Annotated in this window: 19 protein-coding genes; 10 read left to right on the plus strand and 9 right to left on the minus strand. The window is 71.5% G+C overall.

The genetic code is table 11. From position 1 onward, the window contains the following. Positions 1–233: 233 nt before the first annotated feature. From QM701_RS00600 to QM701_RS00610, 3 genes are read right to left on the minus strand one after another with little or no spacing between them, the layout of a single operon-like run. Positions 234–1,247, minus strand: coding sequence for a DNA topoisomerase IB (locus tag QM701_RS00600; RefSeq protein ID WP_415165175.1), 1,014 nt, complete (start codon positions 1,245–1,247; stop codon positions 234–236). Positions 1,248–1,305: 58 nt separating this feature from the next. Beyond that, positions 1,306–2,112, minus strand: a complete 807-nt coding sequence (locus QM701_RS00605; protein WP_415165176.1) for a DUF4142 domain-containing protein — start codon at positions 2,110–2,112, stop codon at positions 1,306–1,308. Positions 2,113–2,149: 37 nt separating this feature from the next. Then, the gene (locus QM701_RS00610) at positions 2,150–2,602 is read right to left on the minus strand and encodes a ferritin-like domain-containing protein (RefSeq protein WP_415165177.1); all 453 of its coding nucleotides are present in this window, start codon (positions 2,600–2,602) and stop codon (positions 2,150–2,152) included. A gap of 99 nt (positions 2,603–2,701) precedes the next feature. On the opposite strand from QM701_RS00610, the gene QM701_RS00615 reads away from it, so the two are divergent. Beyond that, positions 2,702–3,838: a glycosyltransferase gene (locus QM701_RS00615; RefSeq protein ID WP_415165178.1), complete on the plus strand. Its 1,137-nt coding sequence runs from the start codon at positions 2,702–2,704 to the stop codon at positions 3,836–3,838. 2 nt (positions 3,839–3,840) lie between these two features. After that, positions 3,841–4,614: a DUF2334 domain-containing protein gene (locus tag QM701_RS00620; RefSeq protein WP_415169321.1), complete on the plus strand. Its 774-nt coding sequence runs from the start codon at positions 3,841–3,843 to the stop codon at positions 4,612–4,614. On the opposite strand, the gene QM701_RS00625 is transcribed toward QM701_RS00620, so the two are convergent. Together QM701_RS00625 and QM701_RS00630 are read right to left on the minus strand one after the other, a co-directional pair. Then, positions 4,606–5,160 carry a phosphatase PAP2 family protein gene (locus QM701_RS00625; RefSeq protein ID WP_415165179.1) on the minus strand — a complete coding sequence of 185 codons (555 nt, stop codon included), beginning with the start codon at positions 5,158–5,160 and terminating at the stop codon, positions 4,606–4,608. The genes QM701_RS00620 and QM701_RS00625 overlap by 9 nt on opposite strands. Next, positions 5,144–6,313, minus strand: a complete 1,170-nt coding sequence (locus QM701_RS00630) for a glycosyltransferase family 4 protein (RefSeq protein WP_415165180.1) — start codon at positions 6,311–6,313, stop codon at positions 5,144–5,146. Before QM701_RS00630 ends, QM701_RS00625 begins: the two co-directional genes overlap by 17 nt. A gap of 187 nt (positions 6,314–6,500) precedes the next feature. Here QM701_RS00630 and QM701_RS00635 point away from each other — a divergent pair, with 187 nt between their 5' ends. After that, on the plus strand, positions 6,501–7,487 hold the full coding sequence (locus QM701_RS00635; RefSeq protein WP_415165181.1) for a YihY/virulence factor BrkB family protein: 987 nt from the start codon (positions 6,501–6,503) through the stop codon (positions 7,485–7,487). On the opposite strand, the gene QM701_RS00640 is transcribed toward QM701_RS00635, so the two are convergent. Beyond that, positions 7,488–8,723, minus strand: coding sequence for a glycosyltransferase (locus QM701_RS00640; RefSeq protein WP_415165182.1), 1,236 nt, complete (start codon positions 8,721–8,723; stop codon positions 7,488–7,490). Between the two features lie 359 nt (positions 8,724–9,082). Here QM701_RS00640 and rpoN point away from each other — a divergent pair, with 359 nt between their 5' ends. Next, complete coding sequence (gene rpoN / locus QM701_RS00645; protein WP_415165183.1) at positions 9,083–10,561, plus strand: RNA polymerase factor sigma-54; 1,479 nt, start codon at positions 9,083–9,085, stop codon at positions 10,559–10,561. 1 nt (position 10,562) lies between these two features. On the opposite strand, the gene QM701_RS00650 is transcribed toward rpoN, so the two are convergent. Then, positions 10,563–10,769, minus strand: coding sequence for a hypothetical protein (locus tag QM701_RS00650; RefSeq protein WP_415165184.1), 207 nt, complete (start codon positions 10,767–10,769; stop codon positions 10,563–10,565). A gap of 129 nt (positions 10,770–10,898) precedes the next feature. Here QM701_RS00650 and QM701_RS00655 point away from each other — a divergent pair, with 129 nt between their 5' ends. Beyond that, positions 10,899–19,745 carry a GH36-type glycosyl hydrolase domain-containing protein gene (locus QM701_RS00655; RefSeq protein WP_415165185.1) on the plus strand — a complete coding sequence of 2,949 codons (8,847 nt, stop codon included), beginning with the start codon at positions 10,899–10,901 and terminating at the stop codon, positions 19,743–19,745. Positions 19,746–19,788: 43 nt separating this feature from the next. On the opposite strand, the gene QM701_RS00660 is transcribed toward QM701_RS00655, so the two are convergent. Beyond that, entirely contained in the window at positions 19,789–19,965 is a 177-nt protein-coding gene (locus QM701_RS00660; protein ID WP_415165186.1) for a hypothetical protein, read from the minus strand. A gap of 10 nt (positions 19,966–19,975) precedes the next feature. After that, a complete protein-coding gene (locus QM701_RS00665; protein WP_415165187.1) occupies positions 19,976–20,863 on the minus strand; it encodes an SDR family oxidoreductase in 888 nt (295 codons plus the stop codon). Between the two features lie 353 nt (positions 20,864–21,216). Here QM701_RS00665 and QM701_RS00670 point away from each other — a divergent pair, with 353 nt between their 5' ends. From QM701_RS00670 to QM701_RS00690, 5 genes are all read left to right on the plus strand, one after another. After that, the gene (locus QM701_RS00670; RefSeq protein ID WP_415165188.1) at positions 21,217–21,372 is read left to right on the plus strand and encodes a hypothetical protein; all 156 of its coding nucleotides are present in this window, start codon (positions 21,217–21,219) and stop codon (positions 21,370–21,372) included. Between the two features lie 79 nt (positions 21,373–21,451). Then, complete coding sequence (locus tag QM701_RS00675; RefSeq protein ID WP_415165189.1) at positions 21,452–22,333, plus strand: AAA family ATPase; 882 nt, start codon at positions 21,452–21,454, stop codon at positions 22,331–22,333. 17 nt (positions 22,334–22,350) lie between these two features. Beyond that, positions 22,351–23,757: a nitrogenase component 1 gene (locus QM701_RS00680; protein WP_415165190.1), complete on the plus strand. Its 1,407-nt coding sequence runs from the start codon at positions 22,351–22,353 to the stop codon at positions 23,755–23,757. Then, on the plus strand, positions 23,754–25,142 hold the full coding sequence (locus QM701_RS00685) for a nitrogenase component 1 (protein WP_415165191.1): 1,389 nt from the start codon (positions 23,754–23,756) through the stop codon (positions 25,140–25,142). Before QM701_RS00680 ends, QM701_RS00685 begins: the two co-directional genes overlap by 4 nt. Further along, a complete protein-coding gene (locus QM701_RS00690; RefSeq protein ID WP_415165192.1) occupies positions 25,139–26,371 on the plus strand; it encodes a radical SAM protein in 1,233 nt (410 codons plus the stop codon). Before QM701_RS00685 ends, QM701_RS00690 begins: the two co-directional genes overlap by 4 nt. Positions 26,372–26,380: the final 9 nt, after the last annotated feature.

Raw genomic sequence — 26,380 nt, forward strand, 5'->3', positions numbered from 1 at the left:
CCGGATTCCCAGGAAAGGAAGAAGAGGCCGGCGCTCCGGCCTTCGGGATGACCCGTCCGGCGCGCGAACGTTCCAGTGGCCCGCGCTCCCTCCCCTTCAAGGGGAGGGTTGGGGTGGGGATGGGGTAAGGGATGTCAACTCGCTCATGGTATCGCAGCGAAACCCCATCCCCCTCCCAGCCTCCCCCTTGAAGGGGGAGGAGTTGACGGCCGTCAGGACGGCGGCGTTTTTTCCTACCGTTCCAGAAACGCCAGCAGCCTTCCCTCCGCCGCCCGCAGGCCGTCGCGCCGGTCGGGCGGTTCCGGCAGCCGGCTCAGCACGTCGGCCGGGCTGCCGGTCGCCGTCTCCTGGATCAGCGCCAGCACCTGCGGATGGATGTACGACTTGCGGCAGACGTCCACGGTATTGCCCAGCCTCCGGGCAATTGCCGCGACGATCTCGCGCGGGCGGCTCGCGCCGCCCGGGTTCATGCCGGCGAGGCACGCCTGCCGGGCCAGTTCGAGCGCCTCGACGCTGCCGTGCCAGGTGCGGAAATCCTTGGCCGTGAAGCGCTCGCCGGCCAGGTCCGACAGGTAGTCGTTCACGTCGCCCGAGCCGATGCCGCGCAGCACGCCGTCCTGTTCGTACCGGAACAGCTCCTGCCCCGGCAGCTCCTTGCAGCGCCGGACGATGCGCACGATGCGGGGGTCTTCGAGCTTCAGCCGGTGCACCACGCCGTGCTTGCCGCGAAAGGACAGGACCATGGCGCCGCCCGCGCTGCCGGCGTGGCGGTTGCGCAGGGTGGTCAGCCCGTACGAGCCGTTTTCCCGCGCATACACGTCGTTGCCGACGCGCGCGTAGGTGGTGTCGAGCAGGCGCACCAGCGTGGCCAGCGCCACCTCGTGCGAGACGGTCGTCCCGTCGTAGGCCGCCAGCGCGCGCATCACCTGCCGCCGGATGGACGGCAGCGCCCGGCCGAAGGCCGCGAGCCGGGAAAACTTGTCGGCGCCGCGCCGGGCGTTCCATTCGGCGTGGTAGCGGTACTGCTTGCGGCCGCGCGCGTCGCGGCCGGTCGCCTGCGGGTGTCCGTTGGGCAGGGGGCAGATCCAGACGTCGGTGTAGGCCGGCGGCACGGCCAGGCGGCGGATGCGTTCGAGCTCGGCGGCGTCGCCGATCGGTTTGCCGTCGGGCCCGCGATAGACGAACCCGTCCGGCCCCGGCTCGCGCCGGATTCCCGGACGGGCGTCGCTGACGTGCACCAGCCGCATGGGTCCTGCCCGGCGGACCGGGCCAGACCGCCCGGCGGCCCGGCACGGCGGGCCGGGGCTAGCGTCCGCCCTTGCCGGTGGCGCCGTTCAGGGCCTGCGCCTGGGCCAGGTGGTTACGCAGGTGGGGCAGCTGCTTCTCCGCCCACGCCTTGATCTCCGGGTCCTTCGCGTCGCGCGCCGCCTTCTGGAAGCGCTTGATGGCGTCCTGGTGGTCGTCGACGCCCACCTTCTTCACGAAGTCGCGATCGAAGTGGTCCGACTTGCGGAGATTGTCCATCGCCAGGCGTTTCATCGCCGGCAGCTCGCCCGGCAGCTCCACGTTGCGCATGCCCGCCAGCCCCTTGAGCTCCTCGTTCGCGGCTGCGTGATCGCCGGCGAGGGTCTGGGCGAAGGATTTCACTTCCGCGCTGGAGGCGTGTTCGACCGCCAGCCGGGCGGCTTCGACTTCGTAGGTGCCGGAGACGGCGGCGTCCTTCAGGAAATCCCGGTCGGCGCGGCTGACCTTGTCCTTGGCCGCCGCCTTGTCGTCGGCCACCAGCACCATGTCGACGCCGTACATCCGGCGCAGCGCCGCCGCCTGCGTCTGGCCGCCGCCGTCCCACAGGGTGGTGCTACCACCGGTGCCGGGCGCGGCGGGGCTCGGCGCACCGCTGCCCGGCGCCGGGGCCGGAGCCTCGGAAGCGGGGGGCGAGGGCGGCGGCGGAGGCGGCGTCTCCGGCATCGACGGTGCGGCCGGGCTGCCTGCGCTGGGCGGGGTCGCCGGCGCGGTCTGCGGCGGCGGCGGGTTGTTGCGGTTGCAGGCGGTCATCGCGGCGGCGAGGGCGATTGCCAGGAACAGGGTCTTCTCTTTGCTCATCGTATTCATCGGGTTTCCTTTCATGACTCATGAAGGCGGCAGGCGCCTACCTGTTCAACTGCAGGCTGTCGCGCAGCGCGCGCACCTGTTCGAGGTTGCGTTCCGCGCCCTCGTACTGGCGCTCGATCACCGACAGCAAGGGTTCCGGCAAGGACTTTTCGAGCGCCGCGCCATACTTCGCCACGGCGCTCCGTTCGCCGCGTTCGCATTCGTCGAGGACGGCCAGGTCGTCGGAAGCGGAAAGCGTGCTGCGCACCGAAACCCAGCCCCGGTGCAGCGCGCCCGGCACGGTGCCGCCGGTTTCCGGCTTGCCGCCCAGGGCGACCACGTGGCCCTGCAGTTCGCCCGCCGCCAGGCGGCAGTCCTCGGCGCGGCGGGTGAGCAGGGCGGCCAGGTCGCCCGACTTGGCGTGCTCGGCGCAGGAGCGGAATCCGTACTCCCCGTCCTTGCAGGTCTCGATCAGGTCGTTCAGCGTATCCAGGATGTCGTCGTCGTCCATCGTGTCCTCCTTTCCCGGTGTCGCGTCTCCGGGGGTGCATCGCCTTCGCGGCATCCGGCGTGCCTGTCCCCGGCGGCATGCCGCTTGCCCCGCGCAGGCATGCAAACGAAGAAGGACCGGCTCGACCCCGCGCCGCCGCCCCGCCACGTGCTCGACGCCACCATGTTCTGGAGCCGGGCCGGCGGCGGCGTCCACCGCTACCTGCTGCGCAAGCGGGCCTGGCTGCGCGCGCGGCCCGGCTGGCGCCACACCCTGGTCGCGCCGGGCGTGCACGGCGCCGGCATGGTGGACTGCGGCGGCTGCGCGCTGCCGTTTTCCGGCGGCTACCGCCTGCCGTGGCGGCGGCCGCACGCGGCGCGGCTGATCGAGCGCCAGCAGCCCGACCTGATCGAGGCCGGCGATCCCTTCCTGCTGGCCTGGGCGGCGCTCGACGCCGCGCGCCGGCAGGGCATCCCGACGGTGGCCTTCTGCCACAGCGATCCGGGCGCCATGGCCGCGCGGCTGCTCGGCGCGCTGTGCCGCCGCGCCGCCGACGCCTACCTGCGGCACGCCTACGCGCACTTCGATCTGGTGCTCGCCCCGAGCCGGACGACCGCCGAGGCGCTGGCGGCGCTGGGCATCGCACACGTCGAGCGGCAGCCGCTCGGCGTCGATGCCGGCCTCTTCCATCCGGCGCGGCGCGACGCGGGCTGGCGCCGCGCGCTCGGCTTTCCCGACGCGGCCCGGCTGCTGCTGTACACGGGCCGCTTCGCGCTGGAGAAGAACCTGGAGATCCTCGTCCAGGCCGTCGAACGGCTGGGGCCGCCGTACCTGCTGGTGGCCGTCGGCGCCGGGCCGCTGCCGCCAGCCGGCGCGCGGGTCAGGGTGCTGCCGTACGTGCCGGGGGAGCGCGCGCTGGCGCGCATCTACGCCAGCGTCGACGGCTTCGTCCATGCCGGCGACCAGGAAACCTTCGGACTATCGGCGCTCGAAGCGATGGCGTCTGGCACGCCGATCGCCGTGCGCGGCACGGCGGGACTGGCCGAACTCGCGGACGGCGGCTGCGGCGTCGCCGTCGCCTCCGCGTCGGTCGCCGCCTGGGCCGAGGCCATCGAGAGCCTGTTCGACGCCGGCCGGGAGCGCCGCGTCGCGGCCGCCCGGGCGCGCGCCGAAACGCTCGACTGGAATCGCGTGATCCCGGCGCTGGTCGGCCGCTACCAGCGGCTGCTGGCGGGCAAGGCCGGAGGCGGCGCGTGAGCATGGCGGGCGGCGAGGCCGGCGTCCTGACGGTGACCCTCCACGACGTGGCGCCGACCACCCGGCCGGCCTGCGAGGCCCTGCTGGCGGCGATCGCGCGCCGCGCCGGGATTCCGCTCACGCTGCTGGTGGTGCCCCGCTACCACGGCCAGCCGGCCGACGCGGAGTTCGAGCGCTGGCTGGACCGGGCCGCCGGCCGCGGCGCCGAACTGGCGCTGCACGGCTTCACCCACCGCGACGACGGCCGGCCGCGCGGCTGGCTCGATCGCCTGCGGCGGCGCTGGTACACGGCCGGCGAGGGCGAATTCGCCGGCCTCGACGAAGCGCAGGCCCGCCGCCTGCTGCATGCCGGCCGCAACTGGTTCGCGGCGCGCGGCTGGCCGCTGCACGGCTTCGTCGCGCCGGCCTGGCTGATGAGCGCCGGCACGCGCACGGCGCTGCAGACGGCCGGCTTCGACTACACCGCGACGCTGTCCCGCCTGATCCGGCTGCCCGCCGGGCGCGAGCTCGCCAGCCTGGGTGTGGTCTACAGCACGCGCGCGCCGTGGCGCCGGGCGGCGTCGCTGCGCTGGGGCGCGCTGGTCGCCGCCGCGCAGCGCGAGCGGGCGCTGCTGCGGCTCGAACTGCATCCGCCGGACGCGCTCTACCCGGACGTGCTGGCATCGTGGCTGGAACTGCTGGAGGCGGCGCTGGCCACGCGCCAGCCGCTCACGGTGGCCGACGCCGTGCGCCGGCTGGAGCCCCGTTTCGGGCCGCCGCGCGCGCCGTCACAGTGAGAGCAGCAGGGCGACTCCGGCGCCGAGGCTGGCGCCGGCCAGCACGTCGCTCGGGTAATGCAGGCCGAGCACCACGCGCGACGCGGCGACCAGCGCGACGAAGAGCCACAGCGGCACGGCCAGCGCGGGGTAATGCCGGGCGATGACGATGGCGAAGGCGACCGCGTGCATGACGTGCCCGCTGGGAAAGCTGAAGCGGTCGATGGCGCGAGCCCGGGCGCGGATGCCGGGACAGTCGACGAACGGGCGCGCCCGCCGCACGTGGTGCTTCAGGGCGACGTTGAGCGCCACGTTGGCGGCGCCGACCAGCAGCATGTCGAGCAGGCAGTCCTTCCAGCCGGGCGACTCCAGCCACGGCAGCACGACGATCGCCGCGTACCACAGCGGCCCGTCGCCGAGCCAGCTGGCCGCGCGCAGGACCGCCAGCATCGCCGGCCAGGACGCCGCGCGGTGCATGCGCGCGGCCAGGCGCCGGTCCGACTCGGCGTAGCGCCAGAACGCCGCCTGCCGCCGCGACGCGGCCGCCTGCTCACGCCAGGGCCACACGGCGCCGTCGTTCCGGGAAGCCGGCCACGGCGCGCAGCAGGCATTTCTCGAAATGCCCGAGCGCCGTGTTCCAGTCGGCCGCCAGTGCCGTCAGGCGGGCCTGCCGGCGCATTGCCGCGAGGCCGCCGTCCGGCGCGGCCGCCCGGCGACAGGCCGCGGCGAGCGTGGCGATGAAGGCCGGATCGTCGCCGGGTTCGACGGCGAAGCCGTTGTCGCCGTGCGCCACCAGTTCCGCGACCGCCGCGCTGCGGAAGCCGACCACCGCGAGTCCGGAGGCCAGGGCTTCCAGCGTGACGTTGCCGAAGGTCTCGCTTTCGCTGGGAAAGACGAACAGGTCGGCGCTGGCGTAGTGGCGGGCGAGGTCCTCGCCGCGGCGCTGGCCGACGAAGCGGGCGGCCGGGAAGCGCGCCTCCAGCTCGCGGCGCTGCGGCCCGTCGCCGACCACGATCATGCAGGCGGCGGGCACGGCCGCGCGCGCCGCGTCGAACGCCCGCAGCGCCAGATCGACCCGTTTTTCGCGCGCCAGGCGGCCGACGTACAGCAGTACCGGCGGCTCTCCGGCGGCCGCTCCCCAGGCCTCGCGCAGCCCGGGGCTGCGGCGCTTCGGCGAGAACAGCGCGGTATCGACGCCGCGCCCGGCCACTTCGAGCCGGTGGAAGCCGCTCTCGGCGAGCGCGCGCTGCGCCAGGCGGGTCGGCACGAAGGTGCGCGTCGCCCGGTTGTGGAAAATCCGCAGGTAGCGCGCGATGACCGGCTGCAGCCAGCCCAACCGGTAATACTTGCTGTAAGTGTGGAAGTTGGTCCGGAAATCGGTGGTCGCCGGCAGGCCGAGGCGCCTGGCGGCGCTCAGGGCGGCCCAGCCGAGCGGCCCCTCGGTGGCGATGTGCACCAGATCGGGCGCCTGCCGCGCGAAGCGCCGGGCGACCGTGGCCGGCAGCGCCAGCCCGCAGCGCAACTCCGGGTACATCGGCAGGGGAATCCCGGCGGTCAGCCATTCCTCGCGGTCCGGCCGGCGCGTTTCGCCCCGCTGCTGCGGCCGGATCAGGTCGACGTCGTGGCCGCGGGCGCGGAGAAAGCCGACGGTGCGTTCGACGGTCAGCGCGACGCCGTTGATCTCCGGCGGGTAGGTTTCGGTGACGTAGGCGATGCGCATGGCGGCGGAGTTCCTTCGCAAAAAGGGAAGCGGGGCGGCCGCCCGCCGGGGCGCCGTCTCCCCCGACGGGCGGCAACGGCTGTGCCCGGCGGGGCAAGGCGCGCCGTTTGCCCCGCCGGGGAGCAAGGCGCCGCGCCCGGCCGGGTTCGGCGCGTCCACCCGGAATGGAGCACGCCGCGAACCCGCCATGAAACCTTTCCCCTCCCTCGATTTCGACGCCCTGAAAGGCCGTTTCTGGCACGCCGTGCCGCGGCCGCTGCGCTGGCCCCTACACATCGCGGTGGACGCCGGCGAACGCTGGTCCGCCGCCAGCGGCGCCCAGCTGAGCGCCTCGATCGCCTTCTACACCATGTTCGCGCTGGCGCCGCTGCTGGTGATCACCATCGCGGTGGCCGGCGTGGTGTTCGGCCCCGAGGCCGCACGCGGGCAGATCGTCGGCGAGATCTCGCACCTCGTCGGCCCGGTCGCCGCGCAGGCCATCGAGGGCATGATCGCCTCGGCCTGGCGCAATCCGGGCGGCCTGCGCGCCGCGCTGATCGGCACGGTCACGCTGCTGATCGGCGCCTCGGGCGCCTTCCTCGAACTGCGCCGGGCGCTCAACGCCATCGGCCGCGTCGCGCCGCCGAAGGCGTCGGCGGTCGGCACCTTCCTGCGCATCCGGCTGACCGCCTTCGCGCTCCTGCTCGGCTGCGGCTTCCTGGCCATCGCCTCGCTGCTGCTCAGCGCGGCGCTGGTCGCCTTCACCAATTTCCTGACCGCGCGCTACGCGGCGCTGACCGTGCTCGTCACCGTGGTCGACCTGACCGTCTCCGCCGGCCTGCTGACCGCCGCCTTCGCCGCGCTGATCCGCTGGCTGCCCGACGTGCCGCCGTCGCGCAAGGGCATCTGGATCTCGGCCGCCGCCAGCGCGGTGTTGTTCACCTTCGGCAAGTCGCTGATCAGCCTCTACCTCGGCCGCTCGTCGGTGGCGTCGAGCTACGGCGCCGCCGGCTCGTTCGTGGTGCTGCTGCTGTGGATCAACTATTCGGCGCAGATCCTGCTCTACGGCGCGGCGCTCGGCCGCGTCAGCGACGAATACGACCGCACCCGCAGCCGCGCCCGCAAGCGCCGTCAGGCGCGCTGGCGGAAGCGCCCGGCGGCGGCCCCGCTGCGCGACCTGGCGGCGATGAAATGATCAGACGGCGAAGGCGCCCGCGCACGCCGGCAGCGCGTGCGCCGGCCGGGCGCCCTCGCTGACGGCCACCAGCGCACGCAGGACGGTCCGGGAGCCGCGTAGGGCGTCATGCGCCGCCTGGGACTGGGCCAGTTCATTGGCGATGAGCCGATGCACGACGTGGGCGCAGGCGTCCCACGAAAAGCGCGAAACCGCGCTGCGCATCGCGGCGAGGCGGCCGTCCCGCTCCCGGCCGCCGTGCAGCGCCTTTTCGCAGGCGGCGATGAAGGCCTCGATGCCGTCGGCCACCAGCACCACGTCGGAATGGATGGCGATCACGTCGTCGATCGAGGTGCTGATCACCGGCTTTTCCGCCGCCAGGTATTCGAGCGTCTTGGTCGGATTGACGAAGCGCGTGCTCTCGTCGCGCACGAAGGGGATCAGGCAGGCGTCCCAGCTGGCCATCAGGTAGGGCAGGCAGGCGTAGCTCTGCCGGCCCAGCCAGTGGATGTTGTCGCGCCGGGGCAGGGTGGCGGGATCGATGCGGGCGACCGGCCCGACCATGACGAAATGCCACTCCGGCCGGCGCCGGGCGACCCGTTCGAGCAGGTCGACGTTCAGGCGCTCGTCGATCACGCCGCAGAAGCCGAAACGCGGCGCGCCGACCGGGCCCAGGAGGCGGGCGGCGCGCGCCGCCAGCTTGCCGTCGGCGAGGCCGGCGGGGGAGAAGTGCGGCGCGTCGACCGCGCTCGGCAGGCAATGGACGTGCGGGTTGAGCCGCCGCTTGGCCTCGTAGAGCGACGGCCCGCCGGTGAACACCAGCGCGGCGATCCTGAGCAGCACGCTTTCGCGCCGGCGCCATTGCGGCGGCGCCTTCCGCGACGCGGACAGGGCGTCCACGCAGTCGTAGACCACCATGCGCGGGCGCAGGCCGGCGATCAGCGGCAGGGGCAGCGGCGTGCAGAACCAGGCCAGGTAGTCGTCGATGCGCTGGCGGCGCAGGTACTCGGCGAGCAGGGGGCGGAGCACCGCCAGCTGGTCGTCGTGGAAGCCCGGCGCCGCGACCGGCGTGCGCGGGCGCAGCACGTCGAGCCCCGCCAGCCGGGACAGCACGTCGAGGCGGGCCGGCCCGGCGCCGGGCACCGGCTCCTCGACGAAAACGACGTGATAGTGGCGCGCCAGGCGGGACATCAGGTGTTGCGCGCGCTGGTAGACGTCGTCCCAGCGCCGATGCGAGAAAACGAAAAGGTGGGTCATGGGGTTTCCTTGTAGGGACGGGCGGCCGCGTGGCCGCCTCGTGTCCGGCCCGATGGCAGGCGCGCGGGAATGATCGGACGCACGCCGCCTGGGGCAATCGACGTACCTCCGGCGCGGACCGTCGGCGGCCGCCCCGCGCCGCGCGGGAACCGTCCGGCCGGTAATTCTTACGGAAAAAAAGGCCGGACCGCGCGGCGCGCGCGGGAAGGATTCACCGGCCTCTTCCGGCCTCTTCCGGCCGAACGCCCGGCCCGTGGAGAAGGCGCCCGCATGCGGTCGCAATGGCATATCGCTTGCTTCAATCCTCCCGCGGCCTGTTCAGGGCCGTTTTGTTGCCGCGAACAAAAGGAGGACTGTCCATGGGATCACTCATCCAGAGCGCCGGGCAGCGGCAGCAGCAGGGGCTTTCCCCCCGGCTGCAGCGTGCCGTGCGCCTGTTGCAGCTGTCCTCGCTGGACTTCGCCCAGGAAGTCAACGAGATGCTCGGCCGGAATCCCTTCCTCGAAGCGGATGAAGACACCGGCGAGACGGTCGTCGGCGAGGAAGCGGCGGCTGTCGCCGAAATGCCGTTCGCCCACGAGGCGAAACCGGAATTCACCGCCGCGCCGGAGTCCGACGCCCTGCCGGAGAGCGCCGCCGGGGACGACGGCGCCGGCATCGACCCGCCGTCGATCCAGGAGACGTGGCATGCCGACGGCACGCCGATCACCCGCCGCAACGACGACGGCGTCAATTTCCTCGAAATGCACGCCATCGAGGATTCGCTCAGCGACCACCTGCTGGGCCAGCTCCACGTGCTCTCGCTGACCCCGCGCGACACGGCGATCGCCGAGGCCGTCATAGGCTCGCTGGACGACGACGGCTATTTGCGCTTCGCGCTGCCCGAGCTGCTCGGGATCACGGACCTGGCGCCGCCGCCGAACGAGGAGGAGCTGCAGATCGCGCTCTCGCGGGTACAGGCGCTCGAACCCGCCGGCGTGGGCGCGCGCAGCGTCCAGGAATGCCTGCTGCTGCAGCTGGCCGCCATCCCGTGCGACGACGCCCGCGCGCTGGCGCGCACGGTCATCGAGGGCCACCTCAACCTGCTCGCGGCGCGCGACGTGGCCGGCCTGGCGCGGCTCACCGGGCAGACGCCGGCGCGCATCGAGGCAGTGCTGGAATGCATCCGCCGGCTCGACCCCCGGCCCGGCTGGCGCTTCGGCGCGTCGCACGTGCACTACATCACTCCGGACGTGGTGGTGAAGAAGGTGCGCGGCGCGTGGACCGCCATGCTCAACCCGGCGATCGTGCCGCGCGTCCGCCTGAATCACGTGTATGCCGAGATGTTCCAGCGCAACCGCACCGGCCAGCACGCCGAACTGGCGGCGCACCTGGTCAACGCGCGCTGGACGGTGACCAACGTCGAGCAGCGCTTCGCCACCATCCTCAGCGTCGCGCAGGCCATCGTCAGGCACCAGAGCCTCTTTCTGGAATACGGGCCGCTGGCCATGAAGCCGCTCGGCCTGCGCGAGATCGCGGACGAGGTGGGCGTGCACGAATCCACCGTCTCGCGCGTCACCAACAACAAGTTCATGGCCACGCCGCTGGGCGTCTTCGAGCTGAAGTACTTCTTCTCGCGCGCCATGAGCACCGCCAGCGGCGGCGCATGCTCGGCCACCGCCATCCGCGGACTGATCAACGACATGATCGCCTCCGAATCCGCCGGCGCCCCGCTGTCCGACGTCGAGATCGCCCGGCTGCTGTCGCGCCAGGGCATCCGCATCGCGCGGCGCACGGTCACCAAGTACCGGCAGCAGCTCCGCCTGGAACCCTTCGAGAAACGCTGCCGGCACGGCTGATTCAGTTGGTCGGCTCGAAGCAGCTGCGCCACTGGCCGCAGCTGCCGGTGGCGCGGGTGCGGCGGCCGTCCGGCGCCGCCGGCACGGCGCGTTTGCCGCGAGCCGTGGATTCGTCGCCGGTGGCGGGAGTCGGACCGAGGTCGCATGCCGGCGGAGTCGCCGGTTGCATGGGCATCGATGACGGCCGAATCGGGCTGGAGGGCAGCATGGCGATTTCCTTTGCATGGCGGGAACGACGTCCGCAAGCGGCAAGTGCCATTCCTGCCGTCATCCCCGCCGGCTCCGGCGGGCACCCGGCTTGCCGCTCCGGGCCGACTTCCCACGGATGAAGGACGGTATGGTGACCGACATTTTGCCGAAACTGAGACAGTGGCTGCTGCATCGCCAGGCGGCCCCGGGCCGGAACCGACGCGGCCGGCGGGAACGGCTGTCGGAACGGGAAACCTCGCTGAACGCGCAGCTGTTCGGTACCAGCCAGATGGAGGAGTACGGCCGCACGCTGGCGCTGTCCCACCGGCTGGCCGGGCACCATCTGGCGGACCGGCTGATGGCCCGGCTGGACGCCAACGAGGCCGTCCTGCACGACGTCTGCAGCCTGCTGGTCGGGGACGTCACGGCGAAGCGCCCGATCGTGCCGGCCGGCGAATGGCTGCTGGACAACTTCTACCTCGTCGAGGAGCAGATCCGCGTTGCCCGGCGCGACCTGCCGAAGGGCTACAGCCGCGAACTGCCGCGCCTCGACCAGCCGCTGGCCGCCGCCGGCCCGCGCGAAGCGAAGACCGGCTGCCCGCGCATCTACGACATCGCGCTGCAGATCGTCGCGCACGGCGACGGCCGGGTGGATTCCGACATCCTCATCCGCTTCATCGCCGCCTACCAGAGCGTGGCCGTGCTCAAGCTCGGGGAGCTGTGGGCCACCTCGATCATGCTGCGCTTGGCGGTGATCGAGAACCTGCGCCGGCTGGCGGCGAGCATCGCGGCCGACCGGCAGCGCCGGGAAATGGCCGGCACCTGGGCGGAACACCTGATCGCGGTGGCCGAGCAGGACCCCAAGAACCTGATCCTGTCGGTCGCCGACATGGCGCGCTCGAATCCGCCGCTGGACAGCGCCTTCGTCGCCGAGATCGCCCGCCGCCTGCAGGGGCGGGGGCCGGCGCTGGCGCTGCCGCTGAACTGGATCGAGCAGCAGCTTTCGGACGCCGGGCAGACCATCGAGCAGGTGGTCAAGATCGAGAACCAGCGGCAGGCGGCCGATCAGGTCTCGATCAGCAACAGCATCGGCAGCCTGCGCTTCCTGGGCAGCATGGACTGGCGCGAGTTCGTCGAATCGATGAGCGCCGTCGAGCAGGTCCTCAAGGCCGACCCGAGCGGCGTCTACGGGCGCATGGACTTCGGCACGCGCGATCATTACCGCCACGCCGTCGAGCGCCTCGCGCGCCGCTCCAGCCTGCCCGAGACGGAGGTGGCGCAGAAGGCGCTGGCCCTGGCCACCGAGCCGCCGCCCTCGGTGCCGCCGGGCGACGCCGCCCAGGCGCGGCACGTCGGCTATTACCTGGTCGACAAGGGCCTGCCCGACCTGCAGGCGGCGATCGGCTACCGCGCCTCGCGGCGGGCCGCGCTGCGGCGGGGGTTCGCGCGCTTCGCGCTGGCTTCCTATCTGGTGCCCATCGGCCTGCTGACGGCGGCCGGCGCCGCGTTCCTGCTGTCGGTGACGGACCTGGGGAGCGCGTCCCGCTTCGCCGCGCCGTTCCCCGCGCTGGCCGGGCCGGCCGCCTGGGGGCTGGCCGGCGGCGCCGTCGTGCTGGCGCTGCTGGTCGCCAGCCAGCTGGCCGTGGCGCTGGTGAACTGGTGCGTGCCGATGCTGGTGCGTCCGCGTTTCCTGCCGCGCATGGACTTTTCCGGCGGCATCCCGGCGCGCGCCCGGACGCTGGTGGTGGTGCCCTGCCTGCTGACCAGCGAGGCGGGCGTCGAGGCGCTGCTCGAAGCCCTGGAAGTGCGGTTTCTCGCCAACCGCGACGACCGCCTGCATTTCGGCCTGCTCACCGATTTCGCCGACGCTGATCAACAGCACCTGCCGCAGGACGAGCCGCTGATCGAGCTGGCCCGCAGGCGCATCCGCGAACTGAACGACAAGTACCGGGTCGGCCAGGACCAGTCGTGGGACGACATCTTCTTTCTGTTCCACCGCGAGCGGACGTGGAATCCGGCGGAAGGCGTGTGGATGGGCTACGAGCGCAAGCGCGGCAAGCTGGCCGCGCTCAACGCGCTGCTGCGTCCGGAGCGGGCGGAGGACGTGCCGGCCAACGGCTTCGCGCTGGTCGTCGGCGACGCCTCCATCCTGAACAACGTCAAGTACGTGATCACGCTCGACACCGACACGCTGTTGCCGCGCGACGCGGCCCGCCAGTTCGTCGGGGTCATGGCGCACCCGCTGAACCGGCCGCGCTTCGACGCGGCGCGGAACGTGGTGGTCGACGGCTACGGCATCCTGCAGCCGCGCGTGGCGGCCCGGCTGATCGGCTCCAACCGTTCGCTGCACGCCCGGCTGCACAGCCGCGATTCGGGCATCGATCCCTACACGCGCGCGGTGTCCGACGTCTATCAGGACGTCTTCGGCGAAGGCTCGTTCATCGGCAAGGGCATCTACGACGTCGACGCCTTCGAGCGGGCGCTCGGCGGCCGCTTCCCGGAGAACCGGATTCTCAGCCACGACCTGCTGGAGGGGTGCTACGCCCGCTCCGGGCTGTTGAGCGACGTCGAGCTGTTCGAGGAATACCCGGCCCGCTACCTGGACGACGTGAGCCGGCGGCACCGCTGGATTCGCGGCGACTGGCAGCTGCTCGGCTGGCTGCGCCGCCGCGTGCCGGACCATCCGCGCGAACGCAATCCGCTGTCCTTCCTCTCCCAATGGAAGCTCTTCGACAACCTGCGCCGCAGCCTGGTGCCGGTGGCCACGGTCCTGCTGCTGCTCGCGGTCTGGGCGTTTTCCCCGGTGCCGGGCCTCGGCACGCTGCTCATCCTGTGCGTGCCGTTCTTCCCCATCGCCTGCGCCCTGGCCGGCGATCTGCTGCGCCGGCCGGACGGCGGCTCGTGGCGGATGCAGCTCGCGCTGGCCGGCCAGAACGTCCGCTGGCGGCTGGCCCAGCTGGCGTTCGAGCTGGCCTGCTCGGCCTACGAGGCGTTCTACTGCCTGTCCGCCATCGGCCGCACCCTCTGGCGCATGGGCGTCACCCACCGGCGGATGCTCGAATGGAACCCGGCGGCGCACGCCGACCGGGGCAAACCCCGCGGCTCCGAGGCGGGCCAGCTGGCGGCCAGCTTCGCCGCCATGGCCTTCGCGCCGCTGCTGGCCGCCGCCACGGCCGCCTGGCTGGCGGCCGGCCGGCCGGCGGCGCTGCCGGCCGCGGCGCCGCTCCTGCTGCTGTGGCTGGCCTCGCCGGCGCTCGCCTGGTGGCTGAGCCGCCCGCTGCGGTCGCGCGCGACGGCGCTGACGCGCGACCAGCTCGTCTTCCTGCGCAAGCTTTCCCGGCGCACCTGGGCGTTCTTCGAAACGTTCGTCGGGCCGGAGGACAACTGGCTGCCGCCGGACAATTTCCAGCAGTACCGCATCGCCCGCGCGGCGCACCGCACCTCGCCGACCAACATCGGCATGGCGCTGCTCGCCAACCTGTCGGCGCACGACTTCGGCTATCTGCCCGCCGGCCGCCTGGTCGAGCGCACGGCCAACACCCTGGCCACCATGCAGAGGCTCGAACGGCACGCCAGCCATTTCCTGAACTGGTACGACACGCAGACCCTGCAGCCGCTGCTGCCGCGCTACGTCTCGTCGGTGGACAGCGGCAACCTGGCGGGGCACCTGCTCATCCTGCGCGCCGGCCTGCTGGAGCTGCTGCATGCCCCGCTGGTCGACGCGCGCATTTTCGAGGGGCTCGGCGACACGCTGGCGCTGGCCGCCGAGAGCGCGGGCAAGGCGGCCGCCGGCGAGATCGACGCCTTCGACGACGCGCTGCGGGCGGCCTCGGCGCGGCCGCCGGCCGGCGTCGCCGCGCTGCGCACCGCGCTCGTCCGGCTGGAGCAGCGCGCCGCCGGCCTGCTGGAGCGCCTCGAAAAAATGGCGGCGCCCGGCCCGGCGCCGGCGGCCACCGAGGCGGGGGCGAAGCCGGGCCTGCCCGACGCCGTCGGCTGGGCGAGGGCGCTGAAAGAGCAATGCCGCGCGGCGATCGACGAGATGGAGTTCCTGCTCGCCGATGCCGACGACGTGCCGGGCACGCACACCGTGGCCAGGCTGGCCGCCGCCGGACACGCCGGCGCCGCCGCGCGCAAGGAGCGGATCGAAGCGCTGGCGCGGCAGGCCGCCGAACTGGCCGAATTCGACTACGACTTCCTCTACGACAAGTCGCACCGCCTGCTCAGCATCGGCTACAACGTCACCGACCACCGCCTGGACGCGAGCTATTACGACCTGCTCGCCTCGGAAGCGCGCCTGTGCGCCTTCGTCGCCATCGCGCAGGGCCGGCTGCCCCGCGAAAGCTGGTTCGCCATGGGGCGCCTGCTCACCGGTACCAGCCAGGGGCCGGTGCTGCTCTCCTGGAGCGGCTCGATGTTCGAGTACCTGATGCCGCTGCTGATCATGCCGACCTGCGAGGGTTCGCTGCTCGACCAGACCTACAAGGCGGCCGTCACCGCGCAGCAGGAGTACGGCGCCCTGCGCGGCGTGCCGTGGGGCATTTCGGAATCGGGCTACAACACGGTCGACGCCTACGCCAATTACCAGTACCGCGCCTTCGGCGTGCCCGACCTGGGGCTCAAGCGCGGCCTCGGCGACGATCTGGTGGTGGCGCCCTACGCCTGCATGATGGCGCTGATGGTCGCCCCCGAGGCGGCCTGCGCCAACCTGCAGCGCCTGGCGGCCGACGGCCTGCTCGGGCGCTTCGGCTTCTACGAGGCGGTCGACTACACGCCCGCGCGGCAGCGGCGCGGCGAGGCGCGGGCGATCGTCTACTCGCACATGGCGCACCACCAGGGCATGAGCCTGCTGGCGCTGCTCTACCTGCTGCGCGGCCGGCCGATGCAGGCGCGCTTCGTCGCCGACCTGCAGTTCCAGACCGCCTTGCCGCTGCTCGAAGAGCGCATCCCCAAGGCCATGGTGCTGTCCTCGCACACCGTCCAGCTGTCCGAGGTGCGCTCGGCGCGGGTGACCAAGGAAGCGCCGGTACGCATCTTCTCCACCCCCGAAACGTCGGTGCCGGAGGTGCAACTGCTGTCCAACGGCCGCTACCACGTCATGGTCACCCAGGCCGGCGGCGGCTACAGCCGCTGGCAGGACATCGCGGTGACCCGCTGGCGCGAGGACGCCACCCGCGACCACTGGGGCACCTTCTGCTACCTGCGCGAACTGCCCGACGGCCGCGCCCGGCCGGGCGCCGCGCCCGGCCGCTTCTGGTCGTCGGCCTACCAGCCGGTGCTCGGGCGGCCGGAGCGCTACCAGGCCATCTTCAGCGAGGGCCGCGCCGAGTTCCGCCGCCGCGATCCGGTCGGCGCCGGCGACGGCAGCGAGCCCGGCTACTTCGAGACGCACACCGAGATCGTGGTGTCGCCCGAGGACGATATCGAACTGCGCCGCATCCGCATCACCAACCGCTCGCGCCAGCACCGGCAGGTGGAGATCACCGGCTATGCCGAGATCGCCATCGCGCCGGCGGCCATGGACGAAGCGCATCCGGCCTTCAGCAAGCTGTTCGTGCAGACCGAGATCCTGCCCGGCCGGCAGGCCGTGCTGTGCACGCGGCGGCCGCGCGCGCCGGACGAACGGCCACCCTGGATGGTGCATCTGCTGACGCCGCACGGCATCGAACCGCTCGATGCCTCCTGCGAGACCGACCGGGCGCGCTTCATCGGCCGCGGCCGCAGCACCGCCGACCCGCTGGCCATGAACACGCTCGATCCGTTGCCGGGCAGCGCCGGCCCGGTGCTCGACCCGGTCGCCGTGGTGCGCTGCGTGGTCCGCCTGGAACCGGACCAGACGGCGGTTTTCGACATGCTGTCCGGCATGGCCGAGACGCGCGAGGCGGTGGTGGCGCTCGCCGGGAAATACCGCGACCGCCGGCTGGCCGACCGCGTCTTCGACCTGGCCTGGAGCCACAGCCAGGTGGTGCTGCGCCAGCTCAACGCCAGCGACGAGGACGCCGTGCTCTACGCCCGGCTGGCCGGCTCGATCCTGTTCGCCAACGCGGGCCTGCGGGCCGATCCGTCGCTGCTGGCGCGCAACCGGCGCGGACAGCCCGCGCTGTGGGGCTACGCCATTTCCGGCGACCTGCCGATCGTGCTGGTGCGCATCGGCGACGCGGCCAACGTCGGCTTCGTGAAGCGCCTGGTCGAGGCCCACACCTACTGGCGGTTGAAGGGGCTGGCGGTGGACCTGGTGATCTGGAACGAGGACCGCGCCGGCTACCGCCAGGAGCTGCAGGACCGCATCATGGGCCTGATCGCGTCGAGCGCCGAGGCGGCGCTGGTGGACAGGCCGGGCGGCATCTTCGTGCGCCAGGCCGAGCAGATCTCGGGCGAGGATCGCGTGCTGCTGCAGGCGGTGGCGCGGATCATCCTGAGCGACGCGCGGGGCAGCATCGAGCAGCAGCTCGACGACCGCCGCCGCGCCGAGCTGCGCGTGCCGCGCCTGCGGCCGACGCGCACCTACCGCCCCGAACGCGCGTCGGCCGACGCGCCGCCGCAGGGCCTGCTGCTGGCCAACGGGCTGGGCGGCTTCGCGGCCGACGGGCGCGAATACGTGATCACGCTGGCGCCGGGGCGGAAGACGCCGGCGCCGTGGGTGAACGTGCTGGCCAATCCGTCGTTCGGCTGCATCGTCTCGGAAAGCGGCGGCGGCTACGTGTGGGCCGAGAACGCCCACGAGTACCGGCTGACGCCGTGGCACAACGATCCGGTCGGCGACGCCTCCGGCGAGGCCGTGTACCTGCGTGACGAGGAGACCGGCCGCTTCTGGTCGCCGGCCGCGCTGCCGGCGGGCGCGGACCTCGCCCACGTGGTCCGCCACGGCTTCGGCTACAGCGTGTTCGAGACGACCGGCGAGGGCATCCGCTCGGAATTGTGGGTGTACGTGGCGCTCGATGCGCCGGTGCGCTTCTCGGTGCTCAAGCTGCGCAACGTCTCCGGGCGCGCGCGCCGGCTGACGGTGACCGCCTACGTCGAATGGGTGCTGGCGGACCTGCGCACGCGCTCGGCGATGCACGTGCAGACCGAGATCGATTCGGTCACCGGCGCGCTGTGCGCGCGCAACCCCTACAGCACGGAGTTCGGCGAGCGGGTTGCCTTTCTCGACGCCGACGGCGGCGAGGAACGGACGCTGACCGGCGACCGCGCCGAGTTCCTCGGCCGCAACGGCTCGCCGGCCGATCCGGCGGCCATGAAGCGCGCCCGCCTGTCGGGGCGCGTCGGCGCCGGCCTGGATCCCTGCGGCGCGCTCCAGCTCGGCGTCGAGCTGGCCGACGGGCAGGAGCGCGAGCTGGTCTTCCGCCTCGGCGCGGGCGCCGGCATGGAGGACGCCGTGGCGCTGGCGCGGCGCTTCCGGGGCACGGTGGCGGCGCGCGCCGCGCTGGAGAAGGTACGCGGGTACTGGAACCGGACGCTGGACGCGGTGCGCGTCGAGACGCCGGACGCGGCGGTGAACGTGCTGGCCAACGGCTGGCTGGTCTACCAGACCCTGGCCTGCCGCGTCTGGGGCCGCAGCGGTTATTACCAGTCGGGCGGCGCCTTCGGCTTCCGCGACCAGCTGCAGGACGCGATGGCGCTGGTGCACGCCGCGCCCGGCGTGCTGCGCGAGCAGCTCCTGCGCTGCGCCGGGCGCCAGTTCGCCGAGGGCGACGTGCAGCACTGGTGGCATCCGCCGGCCGGCCGCGGGGTGCGCACGCGCTGCTCGGACGATTACCTGTGGCTGCCGGTGGCGGCCCTGCGCTACGTGGAAACGACCGGCGACCACGGCGTGCTCGACGAATCGGCCGGCTTCCTGGAAGGCCGGCCGGTCAACCCCGGCGAGGAGTCCTACTACGATCTGCCCGGCCACGCGGCCGAGACCGCCACGCTCTACGAGCATTGCCGGCGCGCCATCCGGCACGGCCTGCGCTTCGGCGAGCACGGCCTGCCGCTGATCGGCGCGGGCGACTGGAACGACGGCATGAACCTGGTCGGCCTCGGCGGCAAAGGCGAAAGCGTCTGGCTCGGCTTCTTCCTGTACGCGCTGCTGACCCGCTTCGCCGGGCTGGCGCGCGGCCGGGGCGACGCCGGCTTCGCCTCGATCTGCGAGGAGGAGGCCGGGCGGCTGCGGACCAACCTGGAGGCGCACGGCTGGGACGGCCAGTGGTATCGCCGCGCCTACTTCGACGACGGCACGCCGCTCGGCTCGCGGCTCAACGAGGAATGCCGCATCGACTCGCTGGCGCAGAGCTGGTCGGTGCTGTCCGGCGCCGGTGCGCCCGAGCGGGCGCGGCAGGCCATGGAGGAGCTGGACCGGCAGCTGGTGCGCCGGGAGCCCCGGCTGGTCCAGCTGCTCGACCCGCCGTTCGACCATTCGGCGCTCAATCCCGGCTACATCCGCGGCTACGTCCCCGGCGTGCGCGAGAACGGCGGGCAATACACGCACGCCGCGGTGTGGGCGACGATGGCCTTCGCCGCGCTGGGCGACCATCGGCGGGCGTGGGAACTGCTCGGGCTGATCAATCCCGTCAACCACGCGCGGTCGGACGAGGAGGCGGAGCTCTACAAGGTCGAACCCTACGTCGTCTCGGCCGACGTCTATGCCCGGCCGCCGCATACCGGCCGGGGCGGCTGGAGCTGGTACACCGGCTCGGCCGGCTGGGCCTACCGGCTGATCGTCGAAGCGCTGCTCGGGCTGCGTCGCGAAGGATCGTCGCTCGTCGTCGAGCCGTGTCTGCCGGACGAGTGGGACGGCATGACGCTCCATTACCGGGTCGGCGAGGCGACGACCTACCGCATCGCCATCGGGCGCGACGCCGATCTGGCCGGCGAGGGGCCGCTCGGCGTCGCCGCCGTGCGGGTGAACGGGGTCGACCAGCCCGACGCGCGCATCCGCCTGGCGGATGACGGTCGGGAGCATGCGGTCGAAGTCAGGGTCGGCCGGGCGGCGGCGCCGCGGCTGTCCAGGCGGGCCTAGGCAGGAGTCAAGGTGATCGGGAAATCCGGGCGGCGCGGTGCGCTCAGCGGCGGGAGTGGGACTTGCGGCCGGCCGTTTCGCCGTGTTCGGCGCGCGTCTTGTTCACGGTCCGGGCCGCGATTTCCTTGGCCCGGTCCTCGTTCTCTCCGCGTTCCTCGGCGCTTTCCTTGATGTGCTCGTACTGGCGCTTGCGTTTGTTGCTCCATTGCGTCTGTGCCATGCCGTTCTCCTCAGGTGTTGATGATTTCGCCGCCGTTGGGATGCAGCACCTGGCCGCTCATGTAGCTGGCATCCGCGGAGGCGAGAAACACGTACGACGGCGAGATTTCGTCGGGCTGGCCCGGCCGTCCCATGGGCGTGTCCTCGCCGAATTTCCCCACTTTCTCCGCGTCGAAGGTCAACGGAATCAGCGGCGTCCAGACAGGGCCGGGCGCGACCGCGTTGACCCGGATGTTGCGCTCGGCGAGCTGCTTGGACAGCGAGCGGGTGAAGGCGACGATGGCGCCCTTGGAGGACGCATAGTCGAGCAGGGTCGGATTCCCCCGGTAGGCGGTGACGGACGCGGTGTTGATGATGCAGCCGCCGTCCGGAATGTGGGGCAGCGCCTCGCGGCATAGGTCGAATAGCCCGAAGAAGTTGGTGCGGAAGGTCTGCTCCAACTGCTCGCGGGTGACGTCGGCGATGTCCTCCTGCGGATGCTGCTCGGCCGCGTTGTTGATCAGGATGTCGATTTTCCCGAACACGTCGACCGCCTTGCGCACCAGCTGCCGCGGTACCTCCGGGTCGCGCAGGTCGCCGGCCGCGATCTGGCAGCGGACGCCTTCCGCGACGACCGCTTCCTCGGTCTGCCGGGCGTCCTCGTGCTCATCGAGGTAGGCGATGAACACGTCGGCGCCTTCCTTGGCGAAACAGATCGCCGTCGAGCGGCCGATGCCGCTGTCGCCGCCGGTGATCAGCGCCACCTTGCCGCGCAGCTTGCCGCTGCCGACGTACTGGGTGGCGAACGAAAGCGGCGTCTGCCGCATCTCGCTCTCCTTGCCCGGCTGGGTGTCCAGCTGCTGCGGCTGCGGCTTGAATTCCTCGGGGTCCTGCGTCTGCTGCCTTTGCTCTTCGCGCATGTCCGTTCTCCTTGCGTCGGGTCCGTATCCCCGTTCTCGGCAAGGCACATGCCTGCCCGGCGACGCCCCCGGAGAAAGAAACGCGGACGACGGGCCGATGTCGTTATGAGTTAATGAAATTTTCATATAACTGCCGAATGGAAAATCCTATTAGCTAATTTGCGCGGATGCTTTAAGCAAATAGGCAAAGAATCGTTCGTTTTACTTTTCCGTCACTCAATAATGCATAAGCCACTTGTCGCAACGTGGTTTTTTGGCCCGGCCCGTTCCTGCCTGCCGGGGCCACGACGGAAATACGATGGAATCAACGATACGAATTCTCGCGGCGACGTTTCTTGCGGTGTTCACGGCCCATGCTCAACCTCGCGCGCTTCTCGCGGCTCGGCCTGCCGGCGGCATTCGTCCTGTTCGCCCTGCTGATGGCCTCCGCCGCGATGCTCATCGGGCTGGGCGGCGAGCCGGTCGCGCACGCCGCGCTGGAAGGGGAATCCGATGTCGCGGCCCGATAGCGCCCCGTCCGTCGCGGCGGACATTCTTCTGCGGCGGTCCCCGGCCCGCCGCGACATTTCGACAAAGGATATCGATTCCATGAGCCAGCGCACACAGCACATCGCCATCTACGGCAAGGGCGGCATCGGCAAGTCGACGACCACCTCGAACATCGCGGCGGCGCTGGCCGAGGCCGGCTACCGCGTCGTCCAGATCGGCTGCGATCCGAAAAGCGATTCGACCGTCACGCTGCGCGGCGGCAATTACCTGCCGACCGTGCTGGACAGCACGCGCGACGGCGGCCGGGTCCGCCTCGAAGACATTTCCGTCGTCGGCTTCAAGGGCGTGCTTTGCGTCGAGGCGGGTGGTCCGGTGCCGGGCGTCGGCTGCGCCGGGCGCGGCATCAACGCGGCCATCACCTTGCTGCAGGAGTTGCGCCTGTTCGAGGATTTCAAGCCCGACGTGGTGCTCTACGACGTGCTCGGCGACGTCGTCTGCGGCGGCTTCGCGGTGCCCATCCGGGAGGGGCTGACCGACCGCGTGTACGTGGTTTCGTCCTCGGATTTCATGGCCATCTACGCGGCCAACAACCTGTTCAAGGCGATCAACAAATACGCGCCGTCGGGCGGCGCCCGGCTGGGCGGCGTCATCGCCAACGGCCTGGTGGCGCCGTATGCCAGGGCTCTGGTCGACGACTTCGCCGGCCAGACCGGCACCCGCGTCGTGGAGTACGTCCCGCGCTCGCCGGTCGTCGCTCAGGCGGAGCTGTACGGGCAGACGGTGATCGAGGCCAGCCCCGCCTCGGCGCACGCCGAGCTGTACCGGGCATTGGCCCGCGCCGTGCTCGGCGACGTCGAGGCGGTCATTCCGAAACCCTTGTCGGTCAACGACCTGCGCAACTGGGCGCGCAAGTGGGGCGACCTGATCCTGAAGGACGAACAGATCGTCGCGCCGGCCACCGCCGTGCTGTCGGCGGCGTAGGCGGGAGGGAGCACGGCATGTCCTACGTCCGCCAGCGCACGGCGCCGATCCGCGAGAAACGGCTGGGCACGCTCGGCGCCTGGTACGGCAGCGCCGGCAGCCTCCTGCGCGAAGCCGCCGGCGGCAGCCTGGTCCCGCGTATCCGCACCTTCGCGCAGGATGCCGCCAGCGACCTGACCTACGCGCTCGAACTGCTGTCGACGTGGGAGGACGTCGCCATCGTCGTCCACGGCCCGGCCGGATGCGCGGCCGGCCTGCGTGCCGGACGCGAGGCGCGGGCGCCCTGGCTGGTGACCAACATCGACGAGCGGGATTCGATCCTGGGCGGCGACGCCAGGCTGCGCTCGGCGATTTCCGCAGCGCATCGGCGGCACGCGCCGCGCGCCATCTTCGTCGTTTCGTCGCCGGTGGTGATCATCAACAACGACGATATCGATTCCACGACCGAGGCGGCGCGCGAAGAGCTCGGCATCCCGGTCGTGCCGGTCTATGCCGACGGCTTCCGCTCGAAGATCGCGGCGACCGGCTTCGACGTCGTCGCGCATGGACTGCTCAAGCATCTGGTACCACGGTCCGGCAAGCCGGGGGAGCACATCAACCTGCTGAGCCTGAGCGAGGGCCGCGCGGACGTCGACGGCATCCGGGCGCTGCTGGCCGAGGCGGGGATCGAGGCCTTGCCGTTCCCACGCTTCGGCCGTCCCGACGAAGCGCCCCGGACGGCCGGCGCGCGGCTCTCGGTCGCGCTCAACGCGGCCGAGGCGCATTACGCCGGCGAGGCGCTGCGGGCGGACCATGCGGTTCCGTTCCTCGCGCCGCCGGCGCCGGTCGGCGTCGAAGGCACGGCGCGCTGGCTGGCGGCGATCGGCGAGGCGCTTGGTCGGGGCGAGGGCATGGCGCGCCTCGTGGCCCGTGAAAAGCGGCGTCTCGAACCGCGCCTGGCGGATGCCGCGGCGCTGCGCGGACGGCGCGTCTTCATTCATCTCCCACCCGATCATGCCTTCGCCTTTGGGCGGCTGGCGGGCGAACTCGGCCTCGAAGTCGTCGGCGTCAAGGTGCCGTACCTCGACCCGGCGCACGTCGCCCAACTGCAGGACCTGGCGGCGGGCAACGACGCCTTGCCGGTTCTGGTCGGGGAAGGCCAGCCGTTCGAGGAAATCGGCCTGCTGCGCTCGTCCCGTCCGGATCTCTATCTCGGACGCGGCCTCGCGTCGATGCACGCCGCCCGTCTCGGTATCGCCGCCCTGGACGTCGGCGGGCTGGCCTATCTCGGCTTCGCCGGGGTGGAGAACCTGCTGGAGCGGATCGAGCGGCGCCTGGCGAACACGGCGTTCCAGGACTTTCTCGCCGAGGGGGAGACCGACCCCTACACCCAGGCATGGCGGCAGAAGAGCGCCTATTGGTACATCAAGCACGAGGTGAAATGATGTCGTCGATCCTGCAGGAAGACCGCAACGGCTGCGCCTTGCACGGCGCGCTCAAGCTGCTCGACGCCATCAAGGGCGTGGTGCCCATCGTGCACGCCAGCGCCGGCTGCGGAGTCAACGCGCGCTTCGTCGACAACGCGCCGCACGCGGCGGTCGGCCGGCATTTTCGCGGCGTGCTCGAAACCAGCGCGACCACCCTCTACGAGAAGCATGTCGTGTTCGGCGGCACCGCGCGCCTGCGCGAGCAGATCAAGAACACGCTCAAGGTGCTCAACGGCGATCTGTACGTGGTGGCCAGCGGCTGCGTGCCGGAGGTCGTCGGCGACGACGTGCCGGCCATGATCAAGGAAGCGCGCGACCAGCGCTTCCCGGTGATCGGCATCAGCACGCCCGGCTTCAAGGGCAACGCCTACGCCGGCTACGAGCTCGCCGCGCAAGGCGTGGTCGAGGGTCTTGCCGGCCTGTTCGAGGCGGGCGGCGAGGCCAGGGCCGGCCGAGTCAATCTGCTCGGCGTGGTGCCGGAGCAGGATGCCTTCTGGGAGGGCGACCTGCTCGAACTCGAGGCGCTGCTCGGCTCCATCGGGCTCGAAGCCAACCGTCTGGTCGGCATCGGACAGGACGTCAAGCACTGGAAGAATGCCCTGCACGCCCGGCTCAGCCTGGTCGTCTCCCCGTGGGGGCTGGGGGCCGCGCGGTTCCTGCGCGAGCGCTTCGGCATCCCGTACCTGCACTTCGGCTGGCTGCCCGTCGGCGGCCGCGACGTCGGCCGACTGCTCGAGGAAGTCGGCGCCGCGCTGCGGATCGAGGAAGCGGTGATCGACGACGCGCTGCGCCGCTACGAACGCCAGACCCGCTACTTTCTGCAGAAAGCGGCCGGCGCCTGGGTACGGGACGATCTGCAGAAGCGTGTGGCGATCGTCGCGCCGAGCGCGCTGGCGGTCGGGCTCGCGCGCTTTCTTGCCGGCACCTTCGGGCAGGTCGTCCGGCTCGCCGTGCTGACCGACGAGCCGCCGGAGCCGCTGCGCGACGATTTGCGCTCGGCGCTGCACGAGCGCTCGCCGGGCACCGAGATCGTCTTCGCCGCCAGCCGTGGCGATATCGCGGACCACCTGGCGCGCGCGCGGCCGGAAGCCGTCTTCGGTAGCGATCTCGAACGGGAGGAGGCCGACCGGCTGGACGCGGCGCTGGTCGAGGTCGCCACCCCGATACGCCGCACGCTCGTGCTGAACCGCAGCTGCATCGGCTTCGGCGGGGCGCTGGCGCTCGTCGAGCGCTTCGCCGAAGCCGCCCTGCGGCACGACACGGCGCGCACGGGAGGAACGCCGCGCAACCAGACACCCGAGGTATCCGAGCCCTCTTTTTTACCCGAAAGGAAGACAGCATGAGCGTCAATCAGGATAGCGCCATCGACATCAAGCGCAAGCTCTACCAGGAACTCGAACTGAAGGCCGAATTCAACCAGGACGGCTTCGCGCTCGGACACGACGTGCTGCGGCATATCGACGCCGGCGGCGGCAGGCAGGAACAGGTGCAGTGCCTGTTCAACTACAACCGGAACACCGATCCCCGGCTCAGCCTGCCGTCGTTTCTCGTCCTGCCGCACGGGCTGGTCGTGCCTTTCCGCCATGACGGCAAGTTGACGCATCGGCTCGAATTCGACGGCGGCAACTTCTACGCCGTGCATCGCGACGGCACCGCCTACCCGGTGACCGTGCCGGAACGGCCGAAGTACTACGACAAGCTGACCAGCGACGGCACGCCGATGCGCACGGTGGCCGTGCACAACACGGGCGGCGTGATCTTCGTGGCCTACTCGAACGAGTGCGCGCTGCAGTTGACGAGCAAGGATTGCCTGTTTTGCAACATCAATGCCACCAAGGCGACCTACGGCGAAATCCAGGGCGTCAAGTGGAAATATCCGGACCAGATCGGCGAGACGGCGGCCGCGGCCTACCAGGAAGGCAACCGCCATCTCACGATTTCCGGCGGATTCGTGCCCGAGCGGCGCGAAGTCGACTACTACCTGGATGTCGCCGAGTCGATCCGCGAGCACACCGGACTCGACGACTTCAACGGCACGGCGTGCATCGGCGCGCCGCGCGACCTGACGATCATCGAAAAGTACAAGGAAGCCGGCTACCGCACCCTGGCGATCAACATCGAGGTGTGGAACGAGCATTTCTTCCGCGCCTATTGCCCGGGCAAGGAAAAGGAATGTGGCGGCCGGGATCACTGGGTGGCGGCGCTGGAATACGGCGTCGGCGTGTTCGGTTTCGGGCGCGTCCGCTCCAACATGGTCGGCGGGCTGGAGAGCAAGGATTCGACGCTGGAGGGGATCGACTATCTCACCTCCAAGGGCGTTCTGGCCATTTCGCCGGCGTGGATTCCCAATCCGGGCTCGGCGCTCGAAGGGCACCGTTCGCCTGAGCCCGAATGGCATCTCGACGTGGCGAAGAAGACCTACGAGATTTATCGCAAGCGCGGGTTCACCTGGGATCAGGTTTACGACGGCAACGCGGCGCCGCTGACGCTCCTGCACGATATCTATCGCATCGAGGAACGGCGTTTCCCGGTTTTCGAGACGGCGCGCGCCGCCGCTCTGGCCGCCGCTTAGGGGAAAAGA

Source organism: Propionivibrio sp., assembly GCF_047602565.1.
Classification (GTDB): domain Bacteria; phylum Pseudomonadota; class Gammaproteobacteria; order Burkholderiales; family Rhodocyclaceae; genus Propionivibrio.